The organism is Pseudooceanicola profundus, from assembly GCF_054919315.1.
Genome location: NZ_CM142898.1, coordinates 1,661,575 through 1,676,637, shown reverse-complemented (window position 1 = coordinate 1,676,637; position 15,063 = coordinate 1,661,575). Strand labels below are relative to the sequence as shown.

Genomic DNA, 15,063 nt, shown 5'->3' with positions numbered 1-15,063 from the left:
GCGATTTGAATCAGGGAAAGTCTATGTCCGCAGGAATTCTCAGGGTCCTCGTTGTTGCAGGGCTTTCACTCGGGCTGGCATCCTGCTCGGTCCCGCGTGGTGCTGCCCTGCAGCAGGAAATCACCTACGAAGCGGACAAGGAGCATCCAAGACTCGAGGTCGTGCCGGTCACCCGCGCGTCGGCGCCGGCGCTGGCCGCATGGCCCCAGTCCGGCTGGAAGGGCGGCTACAGCTGGCTGAGCCGCGGGGGCGGGTCCAACACCAACATGATCCGTCCGCAGGACCGGATCGACCTGATCATCTGGGACAACTCGGTCAACTCGCTGCTGACCAGCTCCTCCACCAAGGCGGCCGAGATGCGCAACCTTCTGGTGGGTTCGGACGGTACGGTGTTCATGCCCTACGTCGGCCCGGTCCGCGTGTCCGGCCAGTCGCCGGAAGAGGCGCGCAGGACCCTGCAGGAGAAGCTGAACCCGGTCCTTCAGGATGCGCAGGTGCAGCTGGCCTTCAACGCGGGGCAGGGCAACTCGATCGACATCGTGAGCGGCGTGAGCTCCCCGGGCACCTATCCGCTGCCGAACCGGAACTACACCATCCTCTCGGCCCTGTCGCAGGGCGGCGGGATCAGCCCCACCCTGCGCAATCCGGTGGTACGTCTTCAGCGCGCGGGCCAGAACTACGAGATCTCGGCTAAGCAGCTCTTCAAGGATGCCTCGAAGAACATCGTCATGCGCGGCGGGGACCAGATCATCGTCGAGCAGGACGACCGGTTCTTCACCGCGCTCGGTGCCGCGGGCCGCGAGGAACTGCTCTATTTCGACCGCGACAAGATCACCGCCCTCGAGGCGCTGTCGATGATCGGCGGCATCAACGACAACCGGGCGGATCCCAAGGGCATCCTGATCCTGCGCGAGTTCCCGAATTCGGTGCTGCGCTTCGACGGGACCGGCCCGTCCAAGCAGCAGGTCATCTACACGATCGACCTGACCAGCGCCGACGGCCTCTTCGGGGCGCGCAACTTCACGATCAACCCCGGCGATACGGTCCTTGCCACCGAAAGCCCGGTCACCTCGATCCGGACCATCTTCGGCATCATCGGCAACCTCGTCGGCGTGTCGAACTCGGTCAACAACTTCGTGAACTGATCCCGGACGGGAGCGGGTCTCCGGGCCCGCTCCTATCCTGAAAATTGGAACCGTTAAGGCGGTTTCAAGACCTGCCCCGCTAGACCTCGCCCCGGGTGAGACAAAGTGGTGGTGGAGATGAGCGCGCAGAACAATGCGGCGCCTATCATCATCAAGAAGAAGAAAATCACGGCCGGCGGCGGACACCATGGCGGGGCCTGGAAAGTTGCCTATGCCGATTTCGTCACGGCGATGATGGCCTTCTTCCTGTTGATGTGGCTGCTGAATGCAACGACCGAAAAGCAACGCAAGGGGATCGCGGATTACTTCTCGCCGACGATTCCGCTGAGCGGGGTCTCGGGGGGCGGGGACGGTGCCTTCGGCGGGGAATCCGTCTTTTCCGAGATGGTGCATCCGAAAACGGGCACCGGGGCCACGGCCCTGCGCCCGACCGAGGATGACAAGGCACGTGGCGACAGCGGGCTCGACCGCGACGGCAGCGCCGAACGGGACGCGGAGGCGCAGGCCTTCGCCCAGATCGAGGAGGCGCTGATGGGTCGCGGCGGCGAGAGCCTCGTGGCGCCGGAACTGCTCAAGCATATCGTCACCCGGGTGACCGACGAGGGGCTGGTGATCGAGCTTTTCGACCTCCGCGATGCCCCGCTCTTCCGCGGTGATACCGCCGAGCCGACGGTGCTGCTGGAGGATCTCTCCGCCATGCTGGTGCGCGTGACCGGGATCGTCCGCAACCGGATCGCCGTGGAAGGCCACGTGAGCGCCCGGCCCGTGGTGCTCTCCTCGAACCCGGTCTGGGATCTGTCCGCGACCCGTGCGATCGCCATGCGCCACGAGATGGTCGGCCTCGGGCTGGACCGCAACCGGGTGATCCGGGTCACCGGCCACGCGGACCGCGAGCCCTCGGTGCGCAACCCGATGGCGCTGCGCAACAACCGGCTGGAGGTCATCCTGCTGCGCAGCGGGCAGGGCAGGCAATAGGGCCGGGAATAGGGCTGCGAATAGGGCGGATTTTACCTGTTAGGAGCATGTTAACGCGCCGGGCGTAGCAAGGCTGCAGACCAAGGGTCGATTCAGCAGAAAGGCGTATTCATGACGATCTCCTCCTCGATGAACGCGGGCGTGGCGGGACTGTTCACCAACTCGGCCAAACTGGCCACGATCGCTGACAACATCGCGAACTCGGCGACCTACGGCTACAAGCGGGCCGAGGCCGATTTCCACTCGCTCGTGATCGGGGCGAACAATGGCGGCTACACGGCGGGCGGTGTCCGGGTGACGACGCAGCGCCTGATCGACGAGCGTGGGCCGCTCGTCACCACCAACAACGCGACCGACCTCGCCGTGCGGGGCAGGGGCCTGATCCCCGTCGCTCCCGCCTACGAGGTGGAGGATACCGGCACCTTCGACCGCATGATGCTGACCACGACCGGGTCCTTCCGGGCCGACGCTGACGGCTACCTGCGCACCGAATCCGGGCTCATGCTGCTCGGCTGGCCGGCGGACAGCTCGGGCGAGATCCCGACCTTCCCCCGCGACACCTCCGACGGGCTGGAGCCGGTGCAGATCAACGTCAATCTCTTCTCGGGCGAGCCCACGACGAGCGTCTACCTGGGGGTCAACCTGCCCGCCACGGAGACGAGTTCGACCGCCGCAGGCGACATGCAGGAGCTGCTGGTCGAATACTACGACAACCTCGGCACCTCCGAGAACCTGACGGTGCAGTTCACGCCGACCATTCCCGCGACCGGCAGTTCGAACGAATGGACCATGGTGATCATGGACAGCGCCTCCGCGGGGGCCGTGGTCGGGGAATATACCCTGACCTTCGATGACAGCCGGACCTCCGGCGGGACGCTGCTCTCGGTGGCGGAGACGACGGGCACCGCCTACGATCCGGCCACCGGGACGATCATCGTGACCGCGGCCGGCGGCCCGATCGAGATCGATCTCGGGATGATCGGGGAGCCGGACGGGCTGACCCAACTGTCCGACAGCTTCGCGCCGGTCTCGATCACGCGGGATGGCTCGCCGGTCGGGAACATGACCTCGGTCGAGGTGGATGCCAACGGCTACGTCCACGCCTATTTCGACACCGGGGTCCGGCGCACGATCTACCAGGTGCCGCTGGCGGATCTGCCCAATGTGAACGGGCTGGTCGCGCTCGACTACCAGACCTACTACCCCTCGCCCGACAGCGGGAAGTTCTATCTCTGGGACGCCGGGGACGGCCCGACCGGGGATGTGGTCGCCTTTGCGCGTGAGGAATCGGCCACCGATGTGGCTGCCGAACTGACGGAGATGATCCAGACCCAGCGGGCCTATTCCACCAACGCCAAGGTCTTCCAGACCGTCGACGAGATGCTTCAGGAAACGACGAATATCAAACGCTGACCCGGCCGTGACACCCCGGGCGGAGGTCCGCCCGGCACCCGGCCTCTGATAAGGGAAAGGCCTTGTCATGTCTCTCTCAGGTGCTCTGTCCAACGCGCTCAGCGGATTGACGGCAACGTCCCGTGCGGCGACCGTGGTCTCTTCCAACATTTCCAATGCCCTGACCGAGAGTTATGGCAGGCGCTCGATCAACCTCTCCTCGCGGGCCACCGGCTCCTATGGCGGAGTGCAGATCGACAGCGTCTCGCGCCACATGAACCAGTTCCTCCTCGGGGACCTGCGCCTTGCCGAGGGCGAGCTGGCCGGCGCGGATACGCTCGCCACCTACCACCAGCGGATCGAGGACCTGCTCGGCACGCCGGAGGACGCCGGCTCGCTCACGGATGTCGTCGCGCGGTTCGAAAGCAGCCTCATCTCCGCCATCAGCCGCCCCGACCTGACCGAGCGGCTGTCGGGGGTGCTGACGGCGGCGCAGGACCTGGCCGGGGCCTTCAACGATGTCTCCGATGGTATCCAGACCATCCGCGAGGAGGCCGATACGGAGATCGACGCCGCGGTGTCCCGGATCAACGACCTGCTGCTTCAGGCCGAAACCCTCAACAGCGATATTGCCCGCACCCTCAACACCGGTGGGGATGCGGCGGCGCTGATGGACCACCTGCAGTCGGTGGTTGACGAACTCTCCGGCTACATCCCGGTGACGCAGGTGCCGCGAGACAATGGCACCGTGGCCCTCGTCAGTCCCGGCGGGGCGATCCTGCTTGACGGGCGCGCGGCCCAGCTCTCCTTCGTCCGCACCAACGTGATCGCGCCGCACATGACACTCGAGAACGGGCTGCTGTCCGGCCTCACACTCAACGGAAATGACATTCGCACCGGCAGCGAGGGCGGGCCGATCGCGGGCGGGCGCCTCGGCGCGCTCTTCGAGATACGCGACAGCCAGGCGACCGAGATCCAGGGAATGGTGGATTCTGCCGCCCGCGACCTGATCGAACGGTTCCAGGATGCCGGTATCGACCCCACCCGCGCGAGTGGCGATGCGGGGCTTTTCACCGACCTGGGGCTGGTTTTCGACCCTGCCGACGAGACGGGCATTGCCGGGCGCATCGGCATCAATGCCCTGGTCGACCCGGCCTCGGGCGGCGCGACCTGGCGCCTGCGCGATGGGCTGGGGGCGACGGGCCCCGGCAGTGCCGGCGATTCCCTCCTGCTGCAGGACATGCTGGACGCCATGGATGAAACGCGGACGCCCAGCCTGCCTGCCTTCGGGACAGCGGGGCTGAGCACCACGTCCATCGCGGCGACGGTCCTCTCGCTCGCCGCGACGGGCCGCAACGCGGCGGAACAACACCTGAGTTTCTCGGCCACGCGACAGGAGGAACTGAAGTCCCGCCTGCTGGCCGAAGGTGTCGACACCGATCAGGAAATGCAGCGCCTTCTGCTGATTGAACAGGCTTATGCCGCCAATGCCAAGGTGGTCCAGACCGTCGACGAAATGATCAACGCGCTGCTGAGCATCTGACCCATGTCCCTCACCTCCATCGGCGATCTCGCCCAGTCCTACATGATGCGGCGCCAGAACACGGCGCTGAAGGCCCAGATGAACCAGTTGGTGCAGGAGCTGTCTTCCGGCAAGACCGCGGATATCGCGCGTCATCTGTCAGGCAGCTACGCCTACCTGTCCGACATTGACCGGAACCTCACCCTCAATCGGGCCTATGAAGATGCCACGAGCGAGGCCGCGCTGTTCAGCGATGGCATGCAAGCGGCACTGGAGAATTTCCAGACGGTTTCGGAGGGTCTCGGGTTGGCCGCGCTCTCCAGCGGGTCGGCCAACCTCGCCGAGGCTGTTCATGCGACCACGACGCGCGCGGTGTCCGATTTCGGATTGCTGGTGACGACGCTGAATTCGGATCAGGCGGGCCGCGCCCTCTTTGCGGGTGAAACTGTGGACAGTGCCGCCCTCGCCAGCGGCGCAGATATCCTGGCCGACCTGCGCACGGAGCTTGCGGGGGAAACCACCCTCGCGGGGGTGCAGGCGAAACTCGATGCCTGGTTCGAGGACCCGGGCGGCGGCTTCGAGACAACCGCCTATCTTGGCAGCGCCGAGGACCTGCCACCGCTGCGGCTTGGCGAAGGGGAAACGGTCGATCTGGGCCTCCGCGCGGACGATCCTGCCCTGCGGGTCCTCCTGAAACACGCCGCGATGGCCGCGCTTGCGGGAGACAGCGCGCTGTCCTTCGATATCGATCTCCAGAAGCAGATGCTGACCGCTGCGGGTGAAGGGCTTACCTTCGACCAGGTGGGGCTCACCCAGATCAGGGCGGATCTCGGTTACGTTCAATCGCGCGCGGAGGAGGCCTCCACGCGGCTCTCGGCGGAGCGGACCTCCTACGAGATCGCACGCACCGGCTTGCTGGAAGCGGACCCCTACGAGACCGCCAGTCGTCTCGAAGACGTGCAGTTCCAACTGGAGGCGCTCTATGCTGTCACCGCCCGCATGGCGCGCCTCTCGCTGACGAGCTACCTGTGAAGGCCTGGGGTCTGGATATCGGGCCTTGGGCGGGGGCTTGCGGCTGGTACGGGGGGTGGCTGCGACTGCGTATCGCAGCAGTGATCCTTGCCCTTTGCGCGGGGATGCCTGCGGACGCGGCCCCGGTGCGGCTGAAGGATCTGGTCGAGTTCGATGGCGTCCGGGGCAACGACCTGGTCGGCTATGGTCTCGTGGTCGGTCTGGACGGGACCGGCGATGGCCTCCGGAACGCACCGTTCACCGAGGAAATCATGACCAATATCCTCGAGCGTCTCGGGGTGAACGTCACCGGTGAGCAGTTCCGGCCCAAGAACGTGGCGGCCGTGCTCGTCACTGCCGAACTGCCGCCCTTCTCACGCGCCGGGTCTCAGATCGATGTCACGGTGTCCGCGATCGGTGATGCGGGCAGCCTCCTGGGTGGCACGCTTGTGATGACACCGCTGAATGCCGCGGATGGACAGATCTATGCCGTGGCGCAGGGGACCGTCATCGCCGGCGGGGCGCGGGCCGAGGGGGAGGCCGCCAGTGTTACCCAGGGGGTGCCGACCTCGGGCGTGATCCCCTCAGGCGCGCGGGTCGAACAGGAAATCGACTTCGCCCTAAGCGACCTGCAGCAACTCCGCCTCGCGCTGCGTGTGCCGGATTTCACGACCGCGGCGCGAATCGAGCAGGCGATCAATCGCGAGTTCGGCCGCGGTGTCGCGCTGATGCTCGACGCGGGGACCGTTGCGCTCGACGTCGGGGCGACGCGGATGCGGTCCACGGCGCATGCCCTCGGCCGGGTCGAGAATATCCTGGTCCAGCCGGAGCGGAAGGCGCGGGTGGTGGTGGATCAGCGGTCCGGCACGATCGTGATGGGGGATGACGTGCGTATCAGCCGAGTCGCCGTGAGCCAGGGGAATCTGACCTTGCGGATCGAGGAGTCGCCACTCGTCGTGCAGCCGAACCCCTTCAGCGAAGGACAAACCCTCGTTGTTCCGCGCAGCCGCGCTCAGATCGATGAGGAGCCCGGCACCGGGCTGGCCGAGGTACCGGAGGGTACCTCCCTGTCCGAGGTCATCGCCGGGCTGAACGCGCTCGGGGTGTCTCCGCGCGACATGATCGACATTCTCAAGAGTATCAAGGCGGCCGGGGCCCTGCATGCAGAATTCCTCGTCCGGTAGCGCGCGGAGGTTCGGGGTCCGCCGCCGCGTGCCGCATCGCGCCATGTGTATGACAACAGGGCCACGAGGCTTGTCCGCTTGTGACGGCCTCGGTATGACCATTGGCAGTCAGTGCTGTAAGGGTCCACGAGGTCCCTGCGCAGCGGAGGGCACCGACAGGACAGGCGCGGAGTTTTGAGCATGCAATGTCAGGCACTCAGGGACCGGTGGGCGGACCGGGATGTCTGACAGGACACCGCCATCACGGGCCATGGGCAGGGGCGGGTCCGGCAGCCGGATCACCATGGCGGCGATCGGCAAGCTGGCCGGTGTGTCTCAGGTCACGGTGTCCAGGGCCCTGTCGCATCCCGAGAAAGTGTCGCCTGACACGCTGAAGCGCATCCGCGAGGCGATCGAGGTGACTGGTTTCGTACCGAATGCGCTCGCCGGCGCGCTCTCGTCGCGCAGAACGCAGCTCATCACGGCCCTGATCCCCACGATGACGAACATCGTCTATGCCAGCCTGCTGCATTCCTTCTCGGATATCATGCGCAGCTACGGCTACCAGATCATGCTGTCCGAGACCGGGTTCGACCCCGATGTGGAGGAGCAGCTCGTCGCGACGCTCTTGTCGCGTCGCCCCGATGGTATCCTGCTCTGGGGGCTTCAGCACACGGCGTCAACGCGACGGATGTTGTTGAATGCAGATATCCCGGTGGTCGAGGTCTGGGACCTGACCGAGACGCCGATCGACTGTTCGGTGGGCTTTTCCCAGTTCGACGCCGGTCAGGCCGTCGCCCGTTTCGCCCATGAACGCGGCTATCGTCGGGCGGCGACGGTCAACACATCCGATGTGCGGACCCTCACGCGCCGGGATGGGTTCATTTCCCGCTTTACCGAGCTCAGCGGCATGCCGGTGCTGTCGATCGACACCCCCGCCGGGGCGCCGACCCTCGGCCAGGGACGTGCGGCTCTGCGTGAGTTGATGGATCACAGGGGGTTCTCGGATGGCGTGATTTTCTGCGGATCGGACCAGTTCGCCCATGGGCTGCTGATCGAAGCGCAGACACGGGGCCTGCGAATCCCGGAGGATATCGCCGTCGTCGGCTTCGGCGATCAGGACTTTGCCGCCGACACCGAACCGGCGCTGACCACCGTCCGGGTAGACCGTGCCGACCTTGGAGACCGGGCGGCACGGGCGTTGCTGGAGCGGATCGAGGGGACGTCCGACACCCCCGAGGCGGTGATCGACGTGGGCTTCACCCTGATCCCGCGCGGCTCCGCCTGAGTCGGCTCAAGGTGCGCGGCGGACGGGGCGGCGGGATTGCCCTCCGCCCCGCCCGAATTCAGCGACCGGTCAGCTGGCGCTCGCAGCGTTCGATGGAGGCGCTTTCGAGGCCGGCATAATGCTCGAACATGTCGAGGACCTCGGCGCCGAGCGCCTCTTCGAAGGTCTTCTGGTTCGGGCTGGCTTCGAAGGCCTGGCTCTCGTCATCCCCAAGGTTGGACTGGAAGATGCCCGCTGCGCTGACCGGCAGGAAGTCCTCGTAGACCAGGGCGTCACAGGTGATGAGCCCCTCCGCCAGCGCCGCCTCGAGGTCGAAGCTCTCGAGCCGGGTCGCCGCGCCGGCGTCGGTCAGGCGATAGCTGAAATAGGCGAGCCCCTGTTTGCGCATCTCTTCCCAGTCGTCGGGGAAGGCGGTGAAGGTCTCGGCCAGCGTCGCGCGATACTCATCGGCATTGCTGCCGTCGCCAGCGGGACGGCAGCGCCCGCGTGCGGTGTTGAGCAGGCTGTCGTAGAGTGCGCGCCCCTTCGGCGTCAGGGCCGCCCCCCGCTGCTCGATCTCGCCGAAGCGCGCGGTATGGGACCCGGCAGTCCAGCTTCCGGCGCCGTCGTGGAAGGAGACGACCTCCTCCAGTGCCTTGAAGGACGTCTGGCGCAGGAAGATCGGGCAGGTCCGGGTCGGCGGGCCTTCGACAACGGCCTTGGGCGCGATGCCCTTGGCGGGCATGCCCTCCTGAACACGATCAATGTCGAGCGTGCGCGGGGTGAGGTGGTTGATATGCGGCCCGCGGAAGCTGACCACATCGGCGATCAGGCGGTGCGCGTCATGGAGCCGGTGGTAGACCTCGGCGCTGACGAGCGCCCGGTCGTGCCAGCGGAAGGTTTCGAGCACGGCCTGAACGAAACACGCGGCATCCGCCTTGTCGAGACCGCCCTCGGCCTCGGCCTTGGCGGTGAGGTCCATGGCCTCCTGCGTGAAGATCCGGCGGCTGGCGAGGACCTCGCCCGCGAGGTCGCGCAACTCGGCATCCTTCAGGAGGTCGAGGCGGAGCAGCGAGGTGAACACCCGGAACGGGTTGATGCTGAGCGCCTCCGCCGAGATCGGGCGGAAGGCCGTGGAATGCACCGGCACGTTGGCAACGGTGAGGTCGTAGTAGCCGACCGGGAACATCCCCATGACCGCGAAAATCCGACGGATCGTGGCAAGTTCTTCGGCGGTCCCGAGGCGGATCGCGCCGTGGCGTTCGTCGGAAATCCGCTCCAGCCCTTCCGAGGCTGCCAGCCGGTCACGCAGGCCGGGCGTGGCCTCCAGCGTCTGGTCGTTCACCTCGGCCACCAATTCGAGCAGCGTGCCATAGGCCGGGACCTCCGTGCGGTACATGTCGGACATGGCCTGCGAAAAGGCCGAGCGAATGGCATCCGCGGTGACGAACTGGGTCTGGGTCATGGAGGGTCCTGATCATTGTGGTTGTGCTGCGGCCTGCCCTGGTGCTGGTGGCCCTGCGAAAAGGTCGGTCTGCCGCTGATGTATGCGTATTCATATGCGCGGGTCAATCCCTCAGTAGGGGTATGTCCAGCGGGCACCGAAACGCTCCTTATAGGGGTTTGTATCGTGAAACGCGCTTTGGTCGCGCTTGGCCCAGTTCGACTGGGAAGCAGGGAATCGGGCTTCTTATGAATGGGTATTCATTCATCGAAGGAGGTTGGCGGGCTGTGGCGGCGACGGGCTAGACGTAGCTCCGCACGAGGCTGCTGGCGAGGAGGCTCCAACCGTCGGCGATGACGAAGAAGGCGAGCTTGAACGGCAGGGAGACGATCGCCGGCGGCACCATCATCATACCCATGGACATCAGCACGGCGGCGACGACGAGGTCGATGATCAGGAAGGGCAGGTAGATCAGGAAGCCGATCTGGAAGGCGCGTGCGATCTCGGAGAGCATGAAGCTGGGTACGAGCAGCGAGAGTGGTGCCTCGGCGTCGGGCGGCAGCGTCGCCGTCTCCGGACGCAGGGCCGCGAGCTGCTCGAAGGTTTCGGGCTCCATACGGGCGGCCATGAAGCCCCGGAACGGGGTAAGCGCGCGGGGCAGGGCCTCTTCGACCGCCATCTGCCCGTCGATCAGGGGTGAGATCCCCTCGGTCCAAGCCGCGGAGAAGACCGGGTCCATCACGAAATAGGTCAGGAACAGCGCGAGGCTGACGAGCAGCATGTTCGGAGGCGACTGCTGCAGCCCGACCGCCTGCCGCAGGATCGCCAGAACCGTCACAAGGAAGGGAAAACAGGTCACCATGATCGCGAGCCCGGGCGCGATGGAGATCACGGTGACGAGGAGGATCAGCTGGATCCCGCGCGCGGTCAGCGAGGTCCCGTCGCCGGCGGAGAGGGTGATCTCCTGCGCCGCGACGGGGGAGGCGAGCCAGAGCAGGATGAGCGCGGCGGCGATCAGGCGCATCAGAGACCTTGGTGCAGGTCGACGATCTCTGTCAGCCTGACGGCGAGACGGCCCTCCTGATCGCCCTCGATTTCCTCCAACTCGCCGCGGGCGATGAGGCGATCCCCCACGTAGAGATCGACCGGGTCCTCCACCCGGCGATCAAGGGGGAGGACCGCATCGCATTCCATGGCGAGCAGGTCGCGGATCAGGGGGCGGGCCTTGCCGACAGAGACGATGATCTCGATCGGGACGGCGGCGAAGGGCGACCGGCGGGCGCCCTCGGTGGAAGTCTGGTCATCCATGTTTCACCTCTGCTTCGGTTTGCTGCAGGAATGCGGCCACGGCGTCCGAGATGCCGTCGAGCACTGCAATCATGTCGATCTGACGCTCGTCCTCGCCGAGCCGGAGGTAGACCTGCCCTTCGGCGAGGGAGGGATCCTCGACCAGGGCAACCGGCACACCGAGGTCCCGCTCAAGCGCGACCTCGAGGCCGGGAGCGGCGTCCGGATGGACGACGATCTCCACCCCGCGGGGCTGCTCGCCCCGGGCAAGGCTTTGCAGCTCCTCGACAATTCGTGGCAGGAGGGTCTGCTCGGCCAGCCGTGGGAGGACCATCCGCACCATATCCTCCAGCAGCGGGCGAAGGGATTTGAGCAGGTGGGCATGGGCCTCGTGGTAGGTAAAGCTGAGGTCCTGGAGGTTGCGGGCGAACTCGGCGGTGATCTGGCTGCGGTCGTCGGCCTGGGCCTTCGCGGCATCTTCCCAGCCGGCCTTGTAGCCCTCCTCGTAGGCGGCGACCTTGAGCGCGTCGATCTCCTCCGGGTTGGGGCCCGTACCGGGCGGAGGCGCCGGCGGGGCCCCGAAATTTTCCAGCAGCTCGGCAAGGCGGGTCACGTGGTGCCCTCCCGGTCTTCGAGCCAGCTGCGCAGGATTTCGACCGTTTCGCCCTGACGCTCGGCGATCAGGGCGCGCAGGCGATCAACGGGCGAGGCATCCTCCGGCAGGTCCTGCGTGCCGCCGTCGAAGCCGGAGAGCATCGGCAGGTCCGGCAAGGCGAAATCATCCTCCTCGATTTCCCCGGTCAGGGCCGTCTCCTGATCCATGGTGCCCGCGGGCGCGGGCAGCATCATGCCCTCCTCGGAGGGGCGCCGCAGCAGCGGGCGCAGGACGAAGAGGCCGAGGATCAGGGCGACCGCGGCCAGCACGGCGATGCGGATCAGGGCCATCGGGTCCAGCAGGAGCTGATCGAGGAGCGCCCCGCTGCTGTCCGTACCCTGCGCCGGGGTTGCCTCGAACTGCATGGTTTTCAAGGTGATGACATCGCCGCGGGTCTCGTTGAAGCCGACGGCCGAGGCGACCAGCTCGCGCATCGCCTCCAGCTCCGCATCGCTGCGCGGGGTGAAGGCCGGCGCGCCATCCTCGCCTTGTTCCAGCGTGCCGTTGACCAGAACCGCGACGGTCAGGCGTTTGACCGCACCGGGCGCGCGGGTGACCTCTCGCTCGGTGGCGGAGACCTCGTAGTTGACCCGCTCGCGGGTTTCACTGGACTGGCTCGACGACCCCTGGGTGTCGGCCCCGGCATTGCCGTTGGGCAGGTTGGAGGCGACGGTCACCTGTCCGGCGTTCGCGTTCTGCGCCGAGTTGGAGCTTTCCTCGGTATCGGTGCTGATCGCCACCCGGCTGGCCGGATCGAACAGGCGTTCGCGGATCGATTCACTCTCGGTTTCGGTATCGACCGACACTTCGACGACGACATTGCCATAGCCGACCCGGGCCTCCAGCAGGCGCTGCACGCGGTCGCGCAACTGTTCCTCCTTATCGTCGCTGGCGGAGGCGCGCGGCTCCTCGTCGGAGGCCGCAATCAATTCGCCCGCGGCGTCGATGACGGCGACATCATCGGGAGAGAGCCCTGCCACGGCTGAAGAGACGAGGAATTTCAGGGCCTTGGCCTGGGCTCCGGTCACGGTCCCGCCCGCGGTCGTCACCCAGACCGAGGCCGTGGGTCGGAAATCGCGCTGGAACGGGTTCGTCCCGGCATGGGCGATATGGACCCGCGCCGCGTCCACCTGCGGGCTGGCCGCGATGGTGCGGGCCAGTTCGCCTTCCTTCGCGCGCCAATAGGCGGCATCGAACATCTGCGACGTGGTGCCAAAGCCATTGAGCGAATCGAGCAATTCATAGCCGCGCGCGGAGTTGCGGGGCAGGCCCTCGCTGGCAAGCGTCATGCGCAGCTCGTCGCGCGAGCCGGCCTCGACGAAGATTGCGCCGCCCCGGACCTCGTAGATCAGGCCACGCTGCTCCAGTGCGCGCACGACTTCGCCTGCCTGGCCGTTCTCGAGACCGGAGTAGAGCAGGACCATGCTGGGTTGCACGGCCATCCGACCGAGTGCCAGAACCGATGCGAACATTGCAAGCGCCGCCAGCCCGGCGATCACTCTGCGTCGCGTGTCGAGAGCCCCCCAGAGGGTCGAGATCTGTTGCACAAGGCACCTCCTGCCGGCGGGCGTTCTGCCTGCCATCGAGGGCATCTTTGGCCGATCCGGCTTAACAATCGGTTAGTTCCTGCGGGGCTATAGAGAGGCATCGCTGACCGCGGATGCCGAGATGACTGACGCACCAATTCTTGACGAGGAGCCGCCGAAGAAGGCGTCGAAACTGCCCCTGATCCTGGGGCTGGTGCTGATGCTCGTCGGTGGTGGGGGCAGCTTCTTCGCGGTCTATTCCGGGATGCTGTTCGGCGATGGCGATCCGCATTCCGCGATGGAGGAGGCCCCGGCGGAGATGACACCGCTGCCCGACGTGGCCTTCGTCGCGGTCGATCCCATGGTGATCTCCATGGGGCGGCCGTCCGACAACCGGCATCTCCGATTCCGCGCGCAGCTGGAGGTCGGCGCCGGGCGGCAGAAGGACGTGGAGATGTTGCTGCCCCGAGTCGTGGACGTGCTGAACTCCTACCTGCGCGCGCTGGAACTGCGGGATCTCGAGGATCCGGCGGCGCTGATCCGGCTCAGGTCGCAGATGCTCCGCCGGGTCCAGGTGGTCACGGGCCCTGACATGGTGCGCGACCTTCTGATCATGGAATTCGTACTGACGTGAGGAGGAACCATGGAATTTGTTGCGGATGTGCTTCTGGTCGCCGGCGCACTGGGCGCGGGGCTGTACTGCTTCATTCTCGCCCGCCGGCTGACCCGGTTCAACGACCTCGAAACCGGGGTCGGCGGGGCGGTTGCCGTGCTCTCGGCCCAGGTCGATGACCTGACGCGCACCCTCGCGGCCGCACGTGAGACCGCCGAAGGATCGAGTGCCTCTCTGGAGGACCTGACCACTCGGGCGGAGGACGTGGCCAAGCGGTTGGAGCTGATGGTTGCCTCGATGCACGACCTGTCCGATCCACCGCCCCCGGCCGAGGACAGCTCGCGCCCGGTCTTCTCCCGCCACGCGGGAGGGCGCGCATGATCCGGCGAGGCAAAGGCGATGCGAAGCCGGTGGTTTTCGCACGGCGGGCGGCCCGGCGGAGGCGGCCTGCGCGGGGCACCTTGATGGTGATCGCGGCCCTGCTGATCAGCTCGGCCCTGATGCGGATCGGGCCCGAGGCCGGGCGCGCCTTCGCGATCGAGCAGAAGCCCGCGCCGGAGCCCGCTGTGGCGGAGGCCTGTCCCGCGCCCGAAGATGTCGGGCCGGCCCTGGCGGCGGTGCAGCGCCGCGCGGCCCAGCTGGATGAGCGGGATCGCCAGATTCGCGACCGCATGCAGGCACTTGCAGTGGCGGACAAAGAGATCGCCCGCAAGATGGCCGCCCTGACCGAGGCGGAGGAGGCGCTGCGCGCCACGCTCGCCCTCGCCGACGAGGCGGCGCAAAGCGATATCGACCGGCTCACGGCGGTCTACGAGCAGATGAAGCCCAAGGATGCCGCAGCCCTGTTCGAGACCATGGCGCCGGAGTTTGCCGCCGGTTTCCTGGGGCGGATGGCCCCCGAGGCGGCGGCGGGGATCATGACGGGCCTGTCGCCGGAGACCGCCTATACGATCAGCGTCGTCCTGGCAGGGCGGAATGCGGATGTCCCCAAGAACTGACCCCGGGAGCCGCCCCGGAGCGGGCCATCGCGACGTGAGGAAACGCCGCAGAAGGCGGTAGGAGA

General features: G+C 66.7%; 15 protein-coding genes. 10 read left to right on the top strand and 5 right to left on the bottom strand.

The genetic code is table 11. The annotated features are described in order from the left end of the window. Positions 1-23: 23 nt before the first annotated feature. From ACX9MO_RS07680 to ACX9MO_RS07650, 7 genes are all read left to right on the top strand, one after another. Positions 24-1,145: a polysaccharide biosynthesis/export family protein gene (locus ACX9MO_RS07680; RefSeq protein ID WP_222490891.1), complete on the top strand. Its 1,122-nt coding sequence runs from the start codon at positions 24-26 to the stop codon at positions 1,143-1,145. Positions 1,146-1,262: 117 nt separating this feature from the next. After that, complete coding sequence (locus ACX9MO_RS07675; protein WP_462214115.1) at positions 1,263-2,120, top strand: flagellar motor protein MotB; 858 nt, start codon at positions 1,263-1,265, stop codon at positions 2,118-2,120. A 111-nt stretch (positions 2,121-2,231) separates the two neighbouring features. Continuing rightward, the gene (locus tag ACX9MO_RS07670; RefSeq protein WP_261397980.1) at positions 2,232-3,533 is read left to right on the top strand and encodes a flagellar hook protein FlgE; all 1,302 of its coding nucleotides are present in this window, start codon (positions 2,232-2,234) and stop codon (positions 3,531-3,533) included. Positions 3,534-3,600: 67 nt separating this feature from the next. Continuing rightward, complete coding sequence (gene flgK / locus ACX9MO_RS07665; RefSeq protein WP_462214114.1) at positions 3,601-5,055, top strand: flagellar hook-associated protein FlgK; 1,455 nt, start codon at positions 3,601-3,603, stop codon at positions 5,053-5,055. Between the two features lie 3 nt (positions 5,056-5,058). Then, positions 5,059-6,066 (top strand): flagellin, encoded by a 1,008-nt coding sequence (locus ACX9MO_RS07660; RefSeq protein ID WP_462214113.1) that lies wholly within the window; start codon positions 5,059-5,061, stop codon positions 6,064-6,066. Between the two features lie 104 nt (positions 6,067-6,170). Then, the gene (locus ACX9MO_RS07655) at positions 6,171-7,229 is read left to right on the top strand and encodes a flagellar basal body P-ring protein FlgI (RefSeq protein WP_261398236.1); all 1,059 of its coding nucleotides are present in this window, start codon (positions 6,171-6,173) and stop codon (positions 7,227-7,229) included. 220 nt (positions 7,230-7,449) lie between these two features. Further along, positions 7,450-8,496, top strand: a complete 1,047-nt coding sequence (locus ACX9MO_RS07650; protein ID WP_462214112.1) for a LacI family DNA-binding transcriptional regulator — start codon at positions 7,450-7,452, stop codon at positions 8,494-8,496. 58 nt (positions 8,497-8,554) lie between these two features. Here the strand turns inward: ACX9MO_RS07650 and hglS are convergent, their stop codons facing one another. The 5 genes from hglS to fliF form a co-directional block, all read right to left on the bottom strand. Then, the gene (gene hglS, locus ACX9MO_RS07645) at positions 8,555-9,940 is read right to left on the bottom strand and encodes a 2-oxoadipate dioxygenase/decarboxylase HglS (protein ID WP_462214111.1); all 1,386 of its coding nucleotides are present in this window, start codon (positions 9,938-9,940) and stop codon (positions 8,555-8,557) included. A 280-nt stretch (positions 9,941-10,220) separates the two neighbouring features. Continuing rightward, positions 10,221-10,943, bottom strand: a complete 723-nt coding sequence (fliP, locus tag ACX9MO_RS07640) for a flagellar type III secretion system pore protein FliP (RefSeq protein ID WP_462214110.1) — start codon at positions 10,941-10,943, stop codon at positions 10,221-10,223. Next, positions 10,943-11,227 carry a FliM/FliN family flagellar motor switch protein gene (locus tag ACX9MO_RS07635; protein WP_222490899.1) on the bottom strand — a complete coding sequence of 95 codons (285 nt, stop codon included), beginning with the start codon at positions 11,225-11,227 and terminating at the stop codon, positions 10,943-10,945. The genes fliP and ACX9MO_RS07635 overlap by 1 nt, the downstream gene beginning before the upstream one ends. Continuing rightward, entirely contained in the window at positions 11,220-11,819 is a 600-nt protein-coding gene (locus ACX9MO_RS07630; RefSeq protein ID WP_462214109.1) for a FliH/SctL family protein, read from the bottom strand. Before ACX9MO_RS07630 ends, ACX9MO_RS07635 begins: the two co-directional genes overlap by 8 nt. Further along, positions 11,816-13,408, bottom strand: a complete 1,593-nt coding sequence (gene fliF, locus ACX9MO_RS07625) for a flagellar basal-body MS-ring/collar protein FliF (protein ID WP_462214108.1) — start codon at positions 13,406-13,408, stop codon at positions 11,816-11,818. Before fliF ends, ACX9MO_RS07630 begins: the two co-directional genes overlap by 4 nt. Before the next feature lie 121 nt (positions 13,409-13,529). Here fliF and ACX9MO_RS07620 point away from each other — a divergent pair, with 121 nt between their 5' ends. The 3 genes from ACX9MO_RS07620 to ACX9MO_RS07610 all read left to right on the top strand — a co-directional run bounded on the left by ACX9MO_RS07620 (position 13,530) and on the right by ACX9MO_RS07610 (position 14,998). Further along, positions 13,530-14,021, top strand: coding sequence for a flagellar basal body-associated FliL family protein (locus ACX9MO_RS07620; protein WP_222490902.1), 492 nt, complete (start codon positions 13,530-13,532; stop codon positions 14,019-14,021). Positions 14,022-14,030: 9 nt separating this feature from the next. Further along, positions 14,031-14,381: a hypothetical protein gene (locus tag ACX9MO_RS07615; RefSeq protein WP_462214107.1), complete on the top strand. Its 351-nt coding sequence runs from the start codon at positions 14,031-14,033 to the stop codon at positions 14,379-14,381. An 83-nt stretch (positions 14,382-14,464) separates the two neighbouring features. After that, complete coding sequence (locus ACX9MO_RS07610) at positions 14,465-14,998, top strand: MotE family protein (RefSeq protein ID WP_462214106.1); 534 nt, start codon at positions 14,465-14,467, stop codon at positions 14,996-14,998. Positions 14,999-15,063 lie beyond the last annotated feature (65 nt).

Excerpts from the sequence above, each read along its gene's own strand:
- ACX9MO_RS07615 (WP_462214107.1), top strand. The coding sequence starts at position 14,031 with ATGGAATTTGTTGCGGATGTGCTTCTGGTCGCCGGCGCACTGGGCGCG.
- ACX9MO_RS07620 (WP_222490902.1), top strand. The coding sequence starts at position 13,530 with ATGACTGACGCACCAATTCTTGACGAGGAGCCGCCGAAGAAGGCGTCG.
- ACX9MO_RS07650 (WP_462214112.1), top strand. The coding sequence starts at position 7,450 with ATGTCTGACAGGACACCGCCATCACGGGCCATGGGCAGGGGCGGGTCC.
- ACX9MO_RS07675 (WP_462214115.1), top strand. The coding sequence starts at position 1,263 with ATGAGCGCGCAGAACAATGCGGCGCCTATCATCATCAAGAAGAAGAAA.
- ACX9MO_RS07660 (WP_462214113.1), top strand. The coding sequence starts at position 5,059 with ATGTCCCTCACCTCCATCGGCGATCTCGCCCAGTCCTACATGATGCGG.
- hglS (WP_462214111.1), bottom strand. The coding sequence starts at position 9,940 with ATGACCCAGACCCAGTTCGTCACCGCGGATGCCATTCGCTCGGCCTTT.
- ACX9MO_RS07610 (WP_462214106.1), top strand. The coding sequence starts at position 14,465 with ATGGTGATCGCGGCCCTGCTGATCAGCTCGGCCCTGATGCGGATCGGG.
- ACX9MO_RS07655 (WP_261398236.1), top strand. The coding sequence starts at position 6,171 with ATGCCTGCGGACGCGGCCCCGGTGCGGCTGAAGGATCTGGTCGAGTTC.
- fliP (WP_462214110.1), bottom strand. The coding sequence starts at position 10,943 with ATGCGCCTGATCGCCGCCGCGCTCATCCTGCTCTGGCTCGCCTCCCCC.
- flgK (WP_462214114.1), top strand. The coding sequence starts at position 3,601 with ATGTCTCTCTCAGGTGCTCTGTCCAACGCGCTCAGCGGATTGACGGCA.
- ACX9MO_RS07680 (WP_222490891.1), top strand. The coding sequence starts at position 24 with ATGTCCGCAGGAATTCTCAGGGTCCTCGTTGTTGCAGGGCTTTCACTC.
- ACX9MO_RS07635 (WP_222490899.1), bottom strand. The coding sequence starts at position 11,227 with ATGGATGACCAGACTTCCACCGAGGGCGCCCGCCGGTCGCCCTTCGCC.
- ACX9MO_RS07670 (WP_261397980.1), top strand. The coding sequence starts at position 2,232 with ATGACGATCTCCTCCTCGATGAACGCGGGCGTGGCGGGACTGTTCACC.